The 17,908-nt window shown below is 36.6% G+C and carries 13 protein-coding genes; all 13 read left to right on the top strand.

Annotated features, from left to right (window positions below; translation table 11 throughout):
• Window positions 1–22 precede the first annotated feature (22 nt).
• The 13 genes from recA to DN394_RS04755 all read left to right on the top strand — a co-directional run bounded on the left by recA (window position 23) and on the right by DN394_RS04755 (window position 17,404).
• Window positions 23–1,054 carry a recombinase RecA gene (recA, locus tag DN394_RS04695; protein WP_046956499.1) on the top strand — a complete coding sequence of 344 codons (1,032 nt, stop codon included), beginning with the start codon at window positions 23–25 and terminating at the stop codon, window positions 1,052–1,054.
• Window positions 1,055–1,535: 481 nt separating this feature from the next.
• Window positions 1,536–3,098 (top strand): ribonuclease Y, encoded by a 1,563-nt coding sequence (rny, locus tag DN394_RS04700; protein WP_000099775.1) that lies wholly within the window; start codon window positions 1,536–1,538, stop codon window positions 3,096–3,098.
• 154 nt (window positions 3,099–3,252) lie between these two features.
• On the top strand, window positions 3,253–4,047 hold the full coding sequence (locus DN394_RS04705) for a TIGR00282 family metallophosphoesterase (RefSeq protein ID WP_001221093.1): 795 nt from the start codon (window positions 3,253–3,255) through the stop codon (window positions 4,045–4,047).
• Window positions 4,048–4,196: 149 nt separating this feature from the next.
• Window positions 4,197–4,457, top strand: a complete 261-nt coding sequence (gene spoVS, locus DN394_RS04710; protein WP_000404341.1) for a stage V sporulation protein SpoVS — start codon at window positions 4,197–4,199, stop codon at window positions 4,455–4,457.
• Between the two features lie 58 nt (window positions 4,458–4,515).
• Window positions 4,516–5,439, top strand: coding sequence for a dipeptidase (locus tag DN394_RS04715; protein WP_149293650.1), 924 nt, complete (start codon window positions 4,516–4,518; stop codon window positions 5,437–5,439).
• Between the two features lie 227 nt (window positions 5,440–5,666).
• A complete protein-coding gene (locus DN394_RS04720; protein WP_046956501.1) occupies window positions 5,667–7,424 on the top strand; it encodes a 2-oxoacid:acceptor oxidoreductase subunit alpha in 1,758 nt (585 codons plus the stop codon).
• A complete protein-coding gene (locus tag DN394_RS04725; protein ID WP_000190162.1) occupies window positions 7,411–8,277 on the top strand; it encodes a 2-oxoacid:ferredoxin oxidoreductase subunit beta in 867 nt (288 codons plus the stop codon). Before DN394_RS04720 ends, DN394_RS04725 begins: the two co-directional genes overlap by 14 nt.
• 429 nt (window positions 8,278–8,706) lie before the next feature.
• Window positions 8,707–10,236 (top strand): tRNA (N6-isopentenyl adenosine(37)-C2)-methylthiotransferase MiaB, encoded by a 1,530-nt coding sequence (gene miaB / locus DN394_RS04730; RefSeq protein ID WP_149293651.1) that lies wholly within the window; start codon window positions 8,707–8,709, stop codon window positions 10,234–10,236.
• 3 nt (window positions 10,237–10,239) lie between these two features.
• The gene (locus DN394_RS04735) at window positions 10,240–10,671 is read left to right on the top strand and encodes a YlbF/YmcA family competence regulator (RefSeq protein WP_000649386.1); all 432 of its coding nucleotides are present in this window, start codon (window positions 10,240–10,242) and stop codon (window positions 10,669–10,671) included.
• A 125-nt stretch (window positions 10,672–10,796) separates the two neighbouring features.
• On the top strand, window positions 10,797–11,339 hold the full coding sequence (cotE, locus tag DN394_RS04740) for an outer spore coat protein CotE (protein WP_001288802.1): 543 nt from the start codon (window positions 10,797–10,799) through the stop codon (window positions 11,337–11,339).
• A 181-nt stretch (window positions 11,340–11,520) separates the two neighbouring features.
• A complete protein-coding gene (gene mutS / locus DN394_RS04745) occupies window positions 11,521–14,193 on the top strand; it encodes a DNA mismatch repair protein MutS (RefSeq protein WP_046957390.1) in 2,673 nt (890 codons plus the stop codon).
• Window positions 14,194–14,201: 8 nt separating this feature from the next.
• On the top strand, window positions 14,202–16,145 hold the full coding sequence (gene mutL / locus DN394_RS04750; protein ID WP_149293652.1) for a DNA mismatch repair endonuclease MutL: 1,944 nt from the start codon (window positions 14,202–14,204) through the stop codon (window positions 16,143–16,145).
• Window positions 16,146–16,417: 272 nt separating this feature from the next.
• Window positions 16,418–17,404, top strand: a complete 987-nt coding sequence (locus DN394_RS04755) for a choloylglycine hydrolase family protein (RefSeq protein WP_149293653.1) — start codon at window positions 16,418–16,420, stop codon at window positions 17,402–17,404.
• Window positions 17,405–17,908 lie beyond the last annotated feature (504 nt).

A 17,908-nucleotide genomic window follows, 5' to 3' on the forward strand; every position in this document is an offset into this window, starting at 1 on the left:
TTGAGTTAAGGAGGAATTTTGAATGAGTGATCGTCAAGCGGCGTTAGATATGGCGTTAAAACAAATAGAGAAGCAATTCGGTAAAGGTTCAATTATGAAATTAGGAGAACAAGCGGAGCGTAGAATTTCTACAATTTCAAGTGGTTCTTTAGCACTTGATGTGGCATTAGGGGTAGGCGGATACCCACGTGGCCGTATTATCGAAATTTATGGACCAGAAAGTTCAGGTAAAACAACAGTTTCATTACACGCAATCGCGGAAGTACAGCGTCAAGGTGGACAAGCAGCGTTTATTGATGCGGAGCATGCAATGGATCCTGTATATGCACAAAAATTAGGCGTTAACATAGATGAATTACTATTATCACAACCTGATACAGGGGAGCAAGGACTAGAAATCGCAGAAGCACTTGTACGAAGTGGCGCGGTTGATATTATCGTAATTGACTCTGTAGCAGCTCTTGTACCGAAAGCTGAGATTGAAGGAGACATGGGTGACTCACACGTAGGTCTACAAGCTCGTTTAATGTCTCAAGCACTTCGTAAGCTGTCAGGTGCAATCAATAAATCAAAAACAATCGCAATCTTTATTAACCAAATCCGTGAAAAAGTTGGGGTTATGTTCGGGAACCCAGAAACAACTCCAGGTGGTCGTGCGTTGAAATTCTATTCAACAGTTCGTCTTGAAGTACGTCGTGCGGAGCAATTAAAGCAAGGTAACGACATCGTTGGTAATAAAACAAAAGTAAAAGTAGTTAAAAATAAAGTGGCACCACCATTCCGTGTTGCTGAAGTTGATATTATGTACGGAGAAGGTATTTCAAGAGAAGGTGAAATCTTAGATATGGCTTCTGAACTTGATATCGTTCAAAAGAGTGGTGCTTGGTACTCTTATAATGAAGAGCGTTTAGGGCAAGGTCGTGAAAATTCGAAGCAATTCTTAAAAGAGAATACGGATTTAAGAGAGGAAATTGCCTTCTTTGTTCGTGACCATCACGGAATTGGTGAAGACTCTGGTGCTGAAGACACGGAAGATTCAAATCTTCAAGATTAAAAAATAAAAGACACGGTTCCGTGTCTTTTATTTTTAATTATTATGAAAGCGTTGTATATCGTTGGAGATAAAATATTTAATCTGCCTAAAAGGCTATGTATAAAGAGGGATATATGCATGTTTTGCATGCATAAACTGGAATTCACTAAGGTTTTCCAGGATAATATGCTGTCTTCTTTTTAAATTCATATATGAATTAGAGCTGAAGGTAAAGAAAGTAAAAGTAGACAACGCTTGACAATGAAAATTGCGATAGATACAATGAGAATGTATATTTTTTCTTATATACGAAACACTCTTCTCAAGAAGAGAAGTAATATTCGGAGTAAGACTTAAATCTTGCCGAAATAATAATATGACATTTTAATTGTGAAATGAAGAAAGTCCCTTAAAAAAGCGGGACGACGGTCTTTGCTGTATGTTGGTATTCAATGTACATGCCGACAGTCTTTTTTCATTCATAGCAAGGGGAGGTGAAATCATGAGTAGTACAGTTTGGATACTCATCTCCATTTTGCTTGCAACAGTCGGTGCAGTTGTTGGCTTTTTTGTTCGAAAGTCTATTGCTGAAGCGAAGATTAATGGTGCAGCTAACGAAGCGAAACGTATTCTAGACGAAGCGAATCGTGAGGCTGAAGCACTTAAGAAAGAAGCGCTTTTAGAAGCAAAGGATGAAATTCATACACTTCGTACAGAAGCTGAATTAGAAATTCGTGACCGTAGAAGCGAATTACAAAAACAAGAAAATCGTTTAATGCAAAAAGAAGAGAACCTTGATCGTAAAGACGAAACGCTCGATAAACGCGAGCGACAGTTAGAAAAGAAAGAGGATTCTCTTGTAGCGAGACAACAACAGATTGAAGAGTTGGAAAGCAAAGTGGGAGAGTTAGTTCAAAAGCAACAAACAGAATTAGAGCGCATTTCCAATCTGACACGCGAACAAGCGAAAGCAATTATTCTTGGTAAAGTAGAAAGTGAAGTTTCTCATGAAATTGCCGTAATGGTAAAAGAAAGTGAAGTTCGTGCGAAAGAAGAAGCGGATAAGAAAGCAAAAGAGATTTTATCTCTTGCAATGCAAAGATGTGCAGCTGATCATGTTGCTGAAACAACCGTTTCGGTTGTAAATCTTCCAAATGACGAAATGAAGGGACGTATTATCGGACGTGAAGGTCGAAATATTCGTACGTTAGAAACGTTAACAGGTATTGACCTAATTATCGATGATACACCAGAAGCGGTTATCCTTTCTGGATTCGACCCAATTCGTCGTGAAACAGCTCGTATCGCTCTTGATAAACTAGTACAGGACGGACGTATTCACCCAGCGCGTATTGAAGAGATGGTCGAAAAATCAAGACGTGAAGTGGACGAGTATATTCGCGAAGTCGGAGAGCAAACAACGTTTGAAGTGGGTGTTCACGGATTACATCCAGATTTAATTAAGATTTTAGGTCGTTTAAAATACCGTACAAGTTACGGACAAAACGTCTTAAAACACTCTATGGAAGTTGCATATTTAACTGGACTTATGGCAGCGGAGCTTGGTGAGGATGAAAAACTAGCAAGACGTGCTGGTCTATTACATGATATCGGTAAAGCAATTGATCATGAAGTAGAAGGTAGCCACGTTGAAATTGGTGTCGAACTCGCAACGAAGTATAAAGAGCATCCTGTAGTTATAAACAGTATTGCATCTCACCATGGGGACACAGAACCAACTTCTATCATTGCAGTTTTAGTTGCAGCAGCAGATGCATTATCAGCTGCAAGACCTGGAGCTCGTAGTGAAACACTTGAGAACTATATTCGTCGTCTTGAAAAGTTGGAAGAGATTTCAGAGTCTTATGAAGGCGTAGAAAAATCTTTCGCAATTCAAGCAGGACGAGAAGTTCGTATTCTGGTAAAACCAGATACAATTGATGATTTAGAAGCTCATCGTTTAGCTCGTGATATTCGAAAACGTATTGAGAATGAACTGGATTACCCAGGACATATTAAAGTAACTGTTATTCGTGAAACACGTGCAGTGGAATACGCAAAATAAAGTGGTGAAACACCACTTTATTTTTTTGTGTTGGAATTGGTTAAAATAAAGGGAATTAGTATACAAGTGAAACGAACTTATAATAAATATATTGTAAGGAAATCACTTGAAGCTATAGTAATAAAAAATGTAGTACATAGGAAGGGTAAGACATATGAGAATATTATTTGTTGGGGATGTAGTAGGATCTCCTGGTAGAGGTATGATTCAACAATACGTACCGGCATTAAAGAAGAAATATACACCTACAGTAACCATTATTAATGGAGAAAATGCAGCAGGTGGACGTGGAATTACGGAAAAAATATATCGAAACTTTTTAGAATGCGGGGCACAAGCGGTTACACTTGGAAACCACGCTTGGGATAACCGTGAAGTATTTGAATTTATTGATGACGCAAAATATCTTGCAAGACCAGCTAACTTCCCGGAAGGAACTCCAGGAAAAGGACTTATCTTTGTGAACTGCAATGGAACAGAAGTTGCAGTTATTAACTTACAAGGACGTACATTCCTTCCTCCAATTGATTGTCCATTCCGTAAAGTGGATGAATTAATTAACATTGCAAAAAAACGTACGAATATTATCTTTATTGATTTTCATGCGGAAACTACAAGTGAAAAACAAGCGTTAGGTTGGTATGTAGATGGTCGTGCTACAGCAGTAGTGGGTACACATACACATGTTCCTACAGCAGATAATCGTATTTTACCAAGCGGAACCGCATATATCACAGATGTTGGTATGACAGGTCCTTACGATGGGATTTTAGGTATGGATCGAGAAGCGGTATTGAAGAAGTTTTTAACAAACTTACCAGTACGATTTGAAGTGACAAGTGGTAGAACACAATTAAGTGCAGTGCTAGTTGATGTGGATCCTAATACAGGAAAAGCTAAGAAAATCCAGCGTATCTTAATTAATGATGATCAGCCATTTTTTGAGTAATTTCTGGATAAGATTTAGAAAAGTTATTATTTTTTAATTTTTTAGAAAAATTACAGAAATTTAGCAGGAATACGCGTCATTCCTCGTGAATATAAGTTAAAGTGAAATAATTGCTAATACTTTTTATAGAAACGAGGAGGAAACGCGGAATGGAAATATTAAAAGTTAAAGCAACGTCGGTCCCTAATTCTGTAGCTGGTGCACTTGCAGGTGTTATTCGCGAACGCGGAACAGCAGAAATTCAAGCCATTGGTGCAGGTGCATTGAACCAAGCGGTAAAGGCAGTAGCAATTGCAAGAGGATTTGTAGCGCCTAGTGGTTTGGACCTGATTTGTATCCCAGCGTTTACGGATATTATGATTGATGGGGAAGAACGTACAGCAATAAAATTAATTGTAGAACCTCGTTAAGCTTAAACAACCTGTTTGCAGTATGCAAACAGGTTGTTTTTATAATGGAGGAATGAAAATGAAAATTTTTGATGCTCATTGTGATGTGCTTCTTCAGTTATGGAGTGCACAAGGGAAAAAGAATTTTAAACATGATCCGCAATTACATATTACATTTGAACAATTAAAGAGAAGAAAAGGAAGTATACAATGTTTTGCTATATATGTGCCAGAAACAGTGGCATATGAAAACCGATTTGAAGTAGCATTACAAATGGTAGATATTTTTTATAATGAAATTTTATCCCTACCAGGTGTGAAGTTTATTCAGACAAAAGATGATATTAACATGTTAAAACAGGACGAGATTGGAGCGATATTAACACTAGAAGGATGCGAAGCAATTGGAAGAGATGCAATGAAATTACGGTTGTTGTATCGCCTAGGAGTACGTTCTTTTGGACTAACATGGAATTATGCCAATCTATTAGCTGATGGTGCGCTAGAGACACGTGGGGCAGGTTTAACGACTTTCGGTAAAGAAGTTGTACAAGAACTTAATACGTTACATGCATGGACTGATGTGTCTCATCTAAATGAAAGAAGTTTTTGGGATGTTGTAGAAAGTGCAAAAAATCCTATTGCTTCCCACTCAAACTGTATGAAACTTTGTCAGCATCCACGTAATTTAAACGATGAACAACTTAAAGCTCTTATAAAGCGAAATGGCATGATAGGTGTCACTTTTGTACCGCAGTTTCTAACAAATGAAAAACAAGCGAATATAGCAGATATAGTAAGACATATCGAATATATTTGTTCATTAGGTGGAGAGAACAATATAGGATTTGGCTCAGATTTTGATGGGATTTTAGAAACGGTTGTAAATGTATCAGCGTATCGAGATTATGAAAATGTAATGAATGAGCTTTGTAAACATTATGCTGCATCTACTGTAGAGCGATTTTTATATGATAATTTTGTTGAACATATAAGCTTTTAAGATTTTTGTTTTAAAAATCCAGAAAAATCAGAATTAATTCATTTGATATTATTGCTTTTTTTAAGACCTAATACTAGAATGAAAAACAAAATAGCTTTATACTAAAGATTCAGGGAAATCAGAAGAGGCATAATTTGCGTCCGTTGTAGTTTATTTGTATAAAAAATGCTAAACTATTACTGTAAAAAAATACACTACAATGAATGCAGCCAAAAGGGGTGTAGGAGATGATTAGTCAACTTTCATGGAAAGTTGGAGGCCAACAAGGTGAAGGAATTGAAAGTACAGGAGAAATCTTCTGTATTGCATTAAACCGATTAGGATATTACCTATACGGTTACCGCCACTTCTCATCACGTATTAAAGGCGGCCATACAAATAATAAAATTCGCGTAAGTACAACAGAAGTACGCGCGATCTCAGATGATTTAGATATTTTAATTGCTTTTGATCAAGAAACAATTGATTTTAACTTCCACGAACTACGTCCAGGTGGAATTGTAGTTGCGGATGCGAAATTTAATCCAACAATACCTGATAATACAGATGTAAATCTATATGTGATACCGTTTACAGATATTGCTTCAGAATTAGGCACATCATTAATGAAAAACATGGTTGCTGTTGGGGCATCAAGTGCGGTATTAGGATTAGATGAAACAGCTTATTTAAATGTTGTTGAAGAGATCTTTGGTCGTAAAGGAGAGCAAGTCGTTCAAAAGAATATGGACGCAATTAAACGTGGCTCTCAATATATGAAAGAGTTGCTAGGTAAGAAAGTGAACATGATGCAGCTTGAAAAAGCTGATGGTAAGAAACGCATGTTTATGATTGGAAACGATGCAATCGCATTTGGTGCGGTAGCTGGTGGTGCTCGCTTTATGTCTGCATATCCAATTACACCTGCATCTGAAATTATGGAATACTTAATTAAAAAATTACCAAAAGTTGGTGGAACAGTAATCCAAACTGAGGATGAAATCGCAGCTTGTACAATGGCAATCGGTGCAAACTATGCTGGTGTTCGTACATTAACTGCATCTGCCGGTCCGGGTCTATCTTTAATGATGGAAGCGATTGGTTTAGCGGGTATTACAGAAACACCATTAGTAATTGTTGATACACAACGTGGTGGTCCAAGTACAGGATTACCAACGAAACAAGAGCAGTCGGATTTAATGGCGATGATTTACGGTACGCACGGTGAGATTCCAAAAATCGTAATGGCGCCAAGTACAGTTGAAGAAGCTTTCTATGATATTGTAGAAGCATTTAACCTAGCTGAAGAATATCAAGTACCTGTTATTTTCTTAACGGATTTACAGCTTTCTTTAGGAAAACAAACTGTAGAACCGCTTACGTTAGATAAAGTGGAAATTCGTCGTGGTAAGCTTGATTTAGAAGCGGAATTACCAGAACGTGAAAATAAAGCATACTTCAAGCGCTATGAAGTAACCGAAGATGGCGTTTCACCACGTGTTTTACCTGGTATGAAAAATGGTGTTCACCATGTTACAGGTGTAGAACATGATGAAACTGGTAAACCATCTGAATCAGCAATAAACCGTAAAGATCAAATGGACAAACGTTTCCGTAAAATGGAGAACTTGAAGTTTAATACCCCTGTCTATAAAAATGTTAAGCATGAAGAAGCGGACGTATTGCTTGTTGGATTTAACTCAACTCGTGGTGCGATCGAAGAAGCAATGGAGCGTTTAGAACAAGAGGGTATGAAAGTAAACCATGCTCATGTACGCTTAATTCACCCGTTCCCGACAGCTGAAATCGATCCACTTGTGAAAAATGCGAAGCGTGTTGTAGTGGTAGAAAACAATGCAACAGGTCAGCTTGCTAACATTATGAAAATGAATCTTGGTAACGGTGAGAAAATTTCTAGTCTTTTAAAATATGATGGGAACCCATTCTTGCCGAAAGAGATTTACAACGAATGCAAAAAAGGGGTTGTATTAAATGGCAACATTTAAGGACTTTCGTAACAGCGTAAAACCAAACTGGTGCCCAGGTTGCGGAGACTTCTCGGTGCAAGCTGCAATTCAACGTGCGGCAGCTAACGTTGGTTTAAATCCAGATGAACTTGCTGTTGTCTCCGGTATCGGCTGTTCAGGTCGTATTTCAGGTTATATTAATTCATATGGTGTGCATAGTATTCATGGTCGTGCCCTTCCAATTGCACAAGGTGTGAAAATGGCAAATCGTGATTTAACAGTTATCGCATCAGGTGGTGACGGTGATGGATTTGCGATTGGTATGGGACATACAATCCATTCTATTCGTCGTAACATCGACATTACGTACATCGTAATGGATAACCAAATTTACGGATTAACAAAAGGGCAAACTTCACCGCGTAGTGAAGCTGGATTTAAAACGAAAAGCACACCACAAGGTTCAATTGAACCGTCACTAAATGTTATGGAAATGGCTTTAACAGCTGGTGCGACATTTGTGGCGCAAAGCTTTTCAAGTGATTTAAAAGAATTAACACAAATTATTGAAGCTGGTATTAACCATAAAGGATTTTCATTAATTAACGTATACAGCCCATGTGTTACTTACAATAAAGTAAATACTTACGATTGGTTTAAAGAGAATTTAACAAAACTAAGTACAGTAGAGGGATATGATCCGTCTAATCGCATGATGGCTATGCAAACGTTAATGGAAAATAACGGATTAGTAACAGGTTTAATATATCAAAATACAGCGCAACCTTCATACCAAGAACTTGTAAAAGGCTATAGTGAGAAGCCTTTAGTGCAAGCTGATTTAAATATGGATCAGAAAATGTTTGATGAACTCGTAGCTGAATTTATGTAATGTAAGAAGAGGAGGTTGCCATTTGGTAACCTTTTTTTATGAGTAAAAAATATAGGGTAGTCTTATTTACTTAGAAAATTCAGAATGGTAAAATAATATATAAATCGTTGTATGAAAATGGCGAGTTCATTGCTGATGAAATGTAAGATCAGACAGAGCCTCTTTCTTGTTAAAATTGGCGCAACGCTTCATCCTATGGTAATGTTTATAGGGATAAAGCAATATGCTTTTGGATAGGACAAAAAGAAGTATGAAAAGGGAATGTCTATTTGTGTGGGGAAGACTTCATTCTTATGAATGATTAGATTGATTACTCAAGTTTCAAAGGACAAGTTATCTCTCAAGCTATCTAACCATTTTTGAGGTGAGTCAAAGCGCATTAAAATGGACTATAGAGTGTGTATAGTTAAGGGTGAAAGGAGATTACCAATGAACGAGCAACAACGATTAGCAAGTCGACAAGCAAATTCCTCTACGAAAAAAGAAGAGAAAGATTATAGTAAATACTTTGAAAGTGTATACCAACCACCTTCCTTAAAAGACGCGAAAAAACGAGGGAAAGAAGAAGTTAAAATTGAACGGGATTTTGGCTTATCTGAAGAATTTCGCAATTTTGGTACAGGAAGAAAGTTCTATATTCGTACATATGGTTGTCAAATGAATGAGCATGATACGGAAGTAATGGCGGGTATTTTCACCGCACTTGGATATGAGCCAACCTTTTCAACTGAAGATGCAGATGTAGTTTTATTAAATACTTGTGCAATTCGTGAAAATGCTGAAAATAAAGTTTTCGGTGAACTAGGTCATTTAAAGTCATTAAAAAGAAGAAATCCGGACCTTTTAATTGGTGTATGTGGTTGTATGTCTCAAGAAGAATCTGTTGTAAATAAAATTATGCAAAAAAATCAGCATGTAGATATGGTGTTTGGAACGCATAATATTCATAGATTGCCGTATATTCTTAAAGATGCGATGTTCTCGAAGGAGACGGTAGTTGAAGTTTGGTCAAAAGAAGGGGATGTAATTGAAAACCTTCCGAAAGTACGCCGTGGTGATATTAAAGCTTGGGTAAATATAATGTATGGCTGTGATAAGTTCTGTACATATTGTATCGTGCCGTATACACGTGGAAAAGAGCGAAGCAGACGTCCAGAAGACATTATCCAAGAAATTCGTCATTTAGCTGCGAATGGTTATAAAGAAATTACATTACTTGGCCAGAACGTAAATGCATATGGTAAAGACTTTGAAGATTTCGAATACAGTCTTGGCGATTTAATGGACGAACTCCGTAAAGTTGATATTGCCCGTATTCGTTTTACAACGAGCCATCCACGTGATTTCGATGATCACTTAATTGAAGTGCTTGGAAAAGGTGGAAACTTAGTAGAACATATTCACTTACCAGTTCAATCTGGAAGCACAGATATGTTAAAAATTATGGCGCGCAAATATTCACGTGAGCATTATTTAGAACTTGTAAGAAAAATTAAAGAAGCAATTCCAAATGCAGTATTCACAACTGATATTATCGTTGGTTTCCCGAATGAAACAGATGAGCAATTTGAAGAAACGATGTCGTTATATCGTGAAGTAGGATTTGATACTGCCTTTACCTTTATTTATTCTCCGCGCGAAGGTACACCAGCTGCAAAAATGAAAGATAATGTACCGATGGAAGTGAAAAAAGAACGTCTTCAACGCTTAAATACACTAGTAAATACGTTGGCAATTGAAAAGAATAATTGTTACAAAGGTCAAATTGTAGAAGTGTTAGTTGATGGGGAAAGTAAAAATAATCCAGAAGTACTCGCAGGTTATACTCGTACGAATAAACTTGTAAACTTCGTCGCTTCAAAATCTTTAATTGGTCAGCTTGTGAAAGTAAAAGTAACGGAAGCAAAAACTTGGTCTCTTAACGGGGAATTAGTTGAAGAGCCGATTGAGGTGGAATAATAGATGAAAGCATATTCGAAAGATGAAATTGTTGAACAAGCGAAAGAATTAGCAAAAATGATTTCTGAAACAGAAGAAGTTGATTTCTTTAAGAAAGCAGAGGCGCAAATTCATAAAAATGAAAATGTAAAGCGCGCAATTGATGAAATTAAAGCACTGCAAAAACAAGCAGTAAACTTGCAGCATTACGGGAAATGGGAAGCTTTGAAAAAAGTAGAAGCTGACATTGATGCATTGCAAGATAAGTTGGATAGTATCCCAGTTGTGCAAGAATTTAAATCTTCACAAACATATGTAAATGACTTACTACAGCTAGTTGCAAGTACGATTTCTAACAACGTAACAGATGAAATATTAATTTCAACTAATGGCGATGTATTGAAGGGTGAAACGGGCGCAGCAGTAGAAAGTAAAAAAGGAAATTGTGGTTGTTAAAGAGATGTCGAATTGACATCTCTTTTTTTAATGGGTTAAACGTAAGTTCTTCTCGAAAAAAGAATGACACATTCCGCTATTGTCACGCATATGATTAAGTGAATAGTGATTGAGGAGGGTTACGAATGTCCGAATTTAGAGAGATTATTACAAAAGCAGTGGTTGGAAAAGGACGTAAGTATACAAAGTCAACGCATACATGTGAATCGAATAATGAGCCGACAAGTATTTTAGGGTGCTGGGTAATTAACCACTCGTACGAAGCAAGAAAGAATGGAAAGCATGTGGAAATTGAAGGTTTCTATGATGTGAACACTTGGTATTCATTTGATGGTAATACAAAGACAGAAGTTGTAACAGAACGTGTGAACTACACTGATGAAGTGAGCATTGGGTATCGTGATAAAAACTTTTCTGGTGATGATTTAGAAATTATTGCTCGTGTCATTCAGCCACCAAATTGTTTAGAAGCTCTTGTATCACCAAATGGTAATAAAATTGTTGTAACTGTAGAACGTGAATTTGTAACAGAAGTAGTTGGGGAAACGAAAATTTGTGTAAGTGTAAATCCTGAAGGTTGCGTAGAATCAGACGAGGATTTCCAAGTCGATGATGATGAGTTTGAAGAATTAGATCCGAACTTTATCGTCGATGCAGAAGAAGAGTAATAGAAAGCTAGGGAGAAGTTCTTCCTAGCTTTTTACTTTACATAAGTGATGCTTGAATGAACATGATTCCTTATGAAATGTGCTATAATGAGGAAAGACTCCTGAAATAGGAGATATGGATGTCCGTGAAGTGTGACATATATGAAAATTGATTACTATGTAAGAATTATGGAGGAAAAGTATGACTCAATATACCCCTATGATACAGCAATATTTAAAGGTTAAGGCAGACTATCAAGATGCCTTTTTATTTTTCCGATTAGGTGATTTTTATGAAATGTTCTTTGAAGATGCGGTTAAAGCAGCTCATGAACTTGAAATTACATTAACGAGCCGAGATGGTGGTAGTAGTGATCGTATACCGATGTGTGGTGTACCACATCATGCAGCTAAAAATTATATTGAACAACTTGTTGAAAAAGGATATAAAGTAGCTGTTTGTGAGCAAGTGGAAGATCCAAAAACAGCTAAAGGTGTAGTACGCCGTGAAGTCGTACAACTAATTACGCCAGGAACGATGATGGAAGGGCGTACTATTGATGAGAAAGAAAATAACTTCTTAGCAGCATTAACACATTTTGAAGATGGATCGTATGCTTTAGCTTGTAATGATTTAACGACTGGACAAAATACAGTAACGTTGTTAACAGGTTCAGTAGAAGATATTTTATTAGAAGTGTATGCAACTGGTTCAAAAGAAATTGTTGTAGATTCTACATTTTCAAAAGATGAATTAAATAAATTAACTGCAACATTAAAAATGACGATTTCGTATGAAGATGCAACAACGATTCCGGAAGGGTTAGAACATCTTGTGAAAAACGTTTCGCAAGCAAAGTTAATTAAAGCAGTTGGACGCTTATTTAACTATGTAATAAGAACGCAAAAACGTTCGTTAGACCATTTACAACCAGTGGAAATTTATTATACGAATCAATTTATGAAAATTGATGTGCATTCAAAGCGAAATTTAGAGCTGACAGAAACACTCCGAACGAAAGAAAAAACAGGATCATTATTATGGCTATTAGATAAAACGAAAACAGCTATGGGTGGTCGTATGTTAAAACAGTGGATGGAACGTCCGCTGATCCAAAAAGAAAAAGTAGAAGAGCGTTTAGAAATGGTTGAAACATTTGTAAATGATTACTTCTTACGTGAAGATTTAAAAGAAAAATTAAAAGAAGTATATGATTTAGAACGTTTAGCAGGGAAAGTTGCATTTGGTAATGTGAATGCACGGGACTTATTACAGTTAAGACGATCTTTACTTCAAGTACCGGCTATTTTAGAAGCGATTAGTCTGTTAGATAATGCTTATGCAGCAAGGTTAATTCAAGGTGCGGATCCATGTGAGAGCTTAACTGAATTACTAGGAAGAAGTATTCAAGAAAACCCACCGCTTTCTATTAAAGATGGAGATATTATTAAAGACGGTTATAATGACAAGCTTGATCAATATCGTTACGTTAGTAAAAACGGGAAAACGTGGATCGCTGAGCTTGAAAAACGAGAGCGTGATATTACAGGAGTTAAATCGTTAAAAATCGGGTACAACCGTATTTTCGGCTACTACATTGAAGTGACGAAGGCGAATCTTGCAGCGCTTCCAGAAGGCCGCTATGAGCGTAAACAAACGCTTGCTAATGCGGAACGATTCATTACAGATGAATTGAAAGAAAAAGAAACATTAATCTTAGAAGCAGAAGAGAAAATTGTACAATTAGAATATGATTTATTTACAGCGCTTCGTGAAGAAGTAAAAGTATTTATTCCGAAATTACAACATTTAGCGAAAGTAATTAGTGAATTAGACGTACTGCAAAGTTTCGCGACAGTTAGTGAAGAAGAACAGTTTGTAAAACCCGTTTTAACAACTAAGCGCGAAATCTTTATTAAAGATGGTCGTCATCCTGTCGTTGAAAAAGTATTGAACGGGAAATTGTATGTACCGAATGATTGTATTATGCCGGAGAAGATGGATGTCTTTTTAATTACAGGACCGAACATGTCTGGTAAAAGTACGTATATGAGACAATTAGCACTTGTAACTGTTATGTCACAGATTGGTTGTTTCGTACCAGCAACAGAAGCGGTATTACCTGTATTCGATCAAATCTTTACGAGAATTGGTGCAGCGGATGATTTAATTTCGGGTCAAAGTACATTTATGGTCGAAATGTTAGAAGCGAAAAATGCAATTGCAAATGCATCAGAAAGAAGTTTAATTTTATTCGATGAAATTGGACGCGGTACATCTACGTATGATGGTATGGCACTTGCACAAGCAATCATTGAACATATTCATGACCAAATTGGTGCGAAAACGTTATTCTCTACGCATTATCATGAATTGACGGTGCTAGAAGAAAGTTTAGGACAATTGAAGAATGTACACGTTTCAGCTATTGAAGAGAACGGAAAAGTAGTATTCCTTCATAAAATTCAAGATGGAGCAGCTGATAAAAGTTACGGAATTCACGTTGCGCAACTTGCGGAGCTTCCAGATAGCTTAATCGCTCGTGCGAAAGAAGTGTTAGCGCAACTAGAAGGACAAGAAGAAATTATTATTCCAAAGCGTACAGAAGTGAAAGTACAAGAAGTGGCTCCAGAAGCAGCTGTTGTAAAAGAAGAACCAGCAGAAATACAAGAGACGAAAGTAGAGACTGAGGAAGAATCGCAATTATCATTCTTTGGTGGAGAACAATCTTCGAAAAAACAAGACAAGTCAGTTCTAGATGCAAAAGAAACGGCAGTACTTGCGCAAATTAAAAAAATTGATTTACTTGATATGACACCTTTAGAGGCGATGAACGAACTGTATCGCTTGCAGAAAAAGTTAAAGAAAGGATGAGTAAGTAGATGGGGAAAATTCGCAAACTCGATGATCAACTCTCTAACTTAATTGCGGCAGGGGAAGTAGTAGAGCGCCCTGCCTCAGTCGTAAAAGAACTTGTGGAAAATTCTATCGATGCGAATAGTACATCTATTGAAATCCACTTAGAAGAAGCTGGTTTATCAAAAATTCGCATCATTGATAATGGGGATGGCATTGCAGAAGAAGATTGTATCGTCGCTTTTGAACGACATGCGACGAGCAAAATTAAAGATGAAAACGACCTGTTTCGTATTAGAACACTCGGTTTCCGTGGTGAGGCATTGCCGAGTATTGCCTCAGTTAGTGAATTAGAATTAATTACTAGCACAGGTGATGCGCCTGGTACACACCTTATGATTAAAGGTGGAGACATTATAAAGCAGGAGAAAACAGCGAGCCGAAAAGGAACAGATATTACAGTACAAAACTTATTCTTTAATACACCAGCGCGTCTTAAATATATGAAAACCATTCATACAGAGCTTGGGAATATTACAGATATCGTGTATCGTATTGCAATGTCACATCCAGAAGTATCATTCAAGCTGTTTCATAATGAAAAGAAATTGCTTCATACATCAGGAAATGGTGATGTAAGACAAGTACTTGCATCGATTTATAGCATTCAAGTTGCGAAGAAGCTTGTTCCAATTGAAGCTGAATCTTTAGATTTTACAATTAAAGGCTATGTAACATTACCAGAAGTAACGAGAGCATCTCGAAATTATATGTCAACGATCGTAAATGGCCGTTACGTTCGAAATTTCGTATTAATGAAAGCCATTCAGCAAGGATACCATACGTTACTGCCAGTCGGACGATATCCAATCGGCTTCTTATCGATTGAAATGGATCCAATGCTTGTTGACGTTAACGTACATCCAGCGAAATTAGAAGTTCGTTTTAGTAAAGAACAAGAATTACTAAAGCTTATCGAAGAAACATTGCAATCGGCATTCAAAAAAATACAGCTCATTCCAGATGCAGGTGTAACAACGAAGAAAAAAGAAAAAGATGAAAGTGTGCAAGAACAGTTTCAGTTTGAGCATGCGAAGCCGAAAGAACCATCTATGCCGGACATCGTTTTACCGACTGGCATGGATGAAAAACGAGAAGAACCACTGGCTGTGAAACAGCCAGCACAACTGTGGCAACCGCCAAAGCAAGAATGGCAACCACCACAGTCGCTCGTAAGAGAAGAACAAAGTTGGCAACCATCTACTAAACCGATAATGGAAGAACCAATTCAAAAAGAGAAATCGTGGAACAGTAACGATGAAGACTTTGAATTAGAGGAATTGGAAGAAGAAGTTCAGGAAATAGAAGAGATTGAAATGAACGGTAATGACTTACCGCCACTTTATCCAATTGGACAAATGCATGGAACATATATTTTCGCTCAAAATGATAAAGGCTTATATATGATTGACCAACATGCCGCGCAGGAACGTATTAATTATGAATACTTCCGGGATAAAGTAGGAAGGGTAGCGCAAGAAGTACAAGAACTACTTGTACCATACCGTATTGACCTATCTCTTACTGAATTTTTACGTGTCGAAGAGCAATTAGAAGAACTGAAAAAAGTTGGATTATTCTTGGAGCAATTCGGCCATCAATCCTTTATCGTCCGCTCGCATCCAACGTGGTTCCCGAAAGGACAAGAAACAGAAATTATCGACGAAATGATGGAACAAGTCGTCAAACTAAAAAAAGTTGACATTAAAAAACTACGTGAAGAAGCAGCCATCATGATGAGCTGTAAAGCATCCATTAAAGCAAACCAATATTTAACGAACGATCAAATATTTGCTTTACTGGAAGAACTACGTACAACAACAAACCCATATACATGTCCGCACGGAAGACCAATTCTTGTGCATCATTCTACTTATGAGTTGGAGAAGATGTTTAAGAGGGTTATGTAGGGATACTGTTCATAGAGAAAAAATGGTTTCTTGTTATTTTAATAAAATATAGAGTGAAATAAAAAGGAGCGATAGTAACAAGTCGCTCCTTTTTAATATAATTCTTTTGCAACTATATTTTAAAAAATCATTTATAAACTAGAGATAACCTTAACCTATTTGTACTTTATATGTGCTTTCTCAATTTTTTTTGTAAGGAAAGAGGTTTTTAATTTACAGATTTATCAGAATTAAGTAAAGTGTAGATAAAACCATAAAACGGGGTGTTCTTTATGTGTACTAGTTTGACATTACAGACAAAAAACGGTCAGCATCTTTTTGCAAGAACGATGGACTTCACATTAGATTTGAATCAAGAAGTAATAGTCATTCCTCGACATTATCAGTGGAATAATATAACTGGTGAAATCATTGATACGAAACATGCTACGGTCGGAATGGGAATTAATCATCAAGGAAGGATCATTATGGCGGACGGAGTAAATGAAGCAGGTATGACATGTGCAACACTCTATTTTCCAGGATTCGCTACTTATAGTCAAAGCATAGATGACAACAAAACGAATTTGGCTCCATTTGATTTTGTGACTTGGAGTCTCACACAATTCAATTCTGTCAAAGAGTTAAAGAAATCTGTAGATAGACTTACCTTTTTGGAAATACCATTACCGGATTTAGGACTTACGCCACCACTACATTGGATTTTAGCAGATAAATGGGGAGATTGCATTGTACTGGAGCCGACAAATGAAGGATTAAAAATGTATGACAACCCACTAGGAGTGATGACGAATAGTCCGGAGTTTAATTGGCATTTACAAAATTTAAGACAATATATTGGCCTTAAATCGCAGCCATTCGCGCCAACAGAGTGGAGCAATGTACCATTAAATGCTTTTGGTCAGGGCTCAGGTTCAATGGGACTTCCAGGGGACTTCACCCCGCCATCAAGGTTTGTGCGAGCAGCATACGGCAAACAAAACATTCAAGGTATAGATAGTGAAGAAGAGGGAGTATCGGCCCTTTTTCATATTTTATCAAATTGCGAGGTTCCTAAAGGCGGAGTAATAACAGAAGAAGGTGCATTAGATAATACCATTTATACAAGCGTAATGTGTATGGAGTCCGGAACATATTATTATCATACTTACGATTGTAGACAAATTATAGCCATTCATTTATTTCATGAAAATTTAGATACAGATGAGATTAAAGCCTATCCGTTCCAACGGAAACAAAAAATATTTTATGAAAACTAAGTAGCTTTGAAACAACTTTTAGTAAATTTTTAAATATATATAATAGAGCAATAATGGCCAATATAATTGTTGGGTGCTTCTTTAACTTTGTGATTTATCATAAAGTTACTCCTTTCTTCAATTACGCCAACGAGTAAAATTATGCTGGTAGGAGCATTGGCTAAGAAACTTATTTTTTCATTAAACTAGCTTTTATTTCTTCTAGAAGGCCCATTAAAGTGCTATTAGGTAAAATAAACATGGAAGTACTTTATTTATAAATAGTAAAGAACAAAAAGGTATGGAAAATATCCATACCTTTTTTGTTCTTCCATTATCTATGTATAAAAAAGCGCCGTATATCAGCACTTTTTAAAAATACGTGGGTTGTATAAGAAAGATTTATATAATAACTATGCAAGGTTTAATATAGATTCTTATTTGATTAATTGTTATAAGAGTCTATAAGGTTATTTATTTTTATTATTATTATTAATTTTTTCCGTATATAACACCTGTTCTTTA

The organism is Bacillus sp. BB081 (genome assembly GCF_008368895.1).
In the GTDB taxonomy this organism is placed as follows: domain Bacteria; phylum Bacillota; class Bacilli; order Bacillales; family Bacillaceae_G; genus Bacillus_A; species Bacillus_A wiedmannii.

Excerpts from the sequence above, each read along its gene's own strand:
- recA (WP_046956499.1), top strand. The coding sequence starts at position 23 with ATGAGTGATCGTCAAGCGGCGTTAGATATGGCGTTAAAACAAATAGAG.
- rny (WP_000099775.1), top strand. The coding sequence starts at position 1,536 with ATGAGTAGTACAGTTTGGATACTCATCTCCATTTTGCTTGCAACAGTC.
- cotE (WP_001288802.1), top strand. The coding sequence starts at position 10,797 with ATGTCCGAATTTAGAGAGATTATTACAAAAGCAGTGGTTGGAAAAGGA.
- miaB (WP_149293651.1), top strand. The coding sequence starts at position 8,707 with ATGAACGAGCAACAACGATTAGCAAGTCGACAAGCAAATTCCTCTACG.
- DN394_RS04725 (WP_000190162.1), top strand. The coding sequence starts at position 7,411 with ATGGCAACATTTAAGGACTTTCGTAACAGCGTAAAACCAAACTGGTGC.
- mutS (WP_046957390.1), top strand. The coding sequence starts at position 11,521 with ATGACTCAATATACCCCTATGATACAGCAATATTTAAAGGTTAAGGCA.
- mutL (WP_149293652.1), top strand. The coding sequence starts at position 14,202 with ATGGGGAAAATTCGCAAACTCGATGATCAACTCTCTAACTTAATTGCG.
- DN394_RS04705 (WP_001221093.1), top strand. The coding sequence starts at position 3,253 with ATGAGAATATTATTTGTTGGGGATGTAGTAGGATCTCCTGGTAGAGGT.
- spoVS (WP_000404341.1), top strand. The coding sequence starts at position 4,197 with ATGGAAATATTAAAAGTTAAAGCAACGTCGGTCCCTAATTCTGTAGCT.
- DN394_RS04720 (WP_046956501.1), top strand. The coding sequence starts at position 5,667 with ATGATTAGTCAACTTTCATGGAAAGTTGGAGGCCAACAAGGTGAAGGA.
- DN394_RS04735 (WP_000649386.1), top strand. The coding sequence starts at position 10,240 with ATGAAAGCATATTCGAAAGATGAAATTGTTGAACAAGCGAAAGAATTA.
- DN394_RS04715 (WP_149293650.1), top strand. The coding sequence starts at position 4,516 with ATGAAAATTTTTGATGCTCATTGTGATGTGCTTCTTCAGTTATGGAGT.
- DN394_RS04755 (WP_149293653.1), top strand. The coding sequence starts at position 16,418 with ATGTGTACTAGTTTGACATTACAGACAAAAAACGGTCAGCATCTTTTT.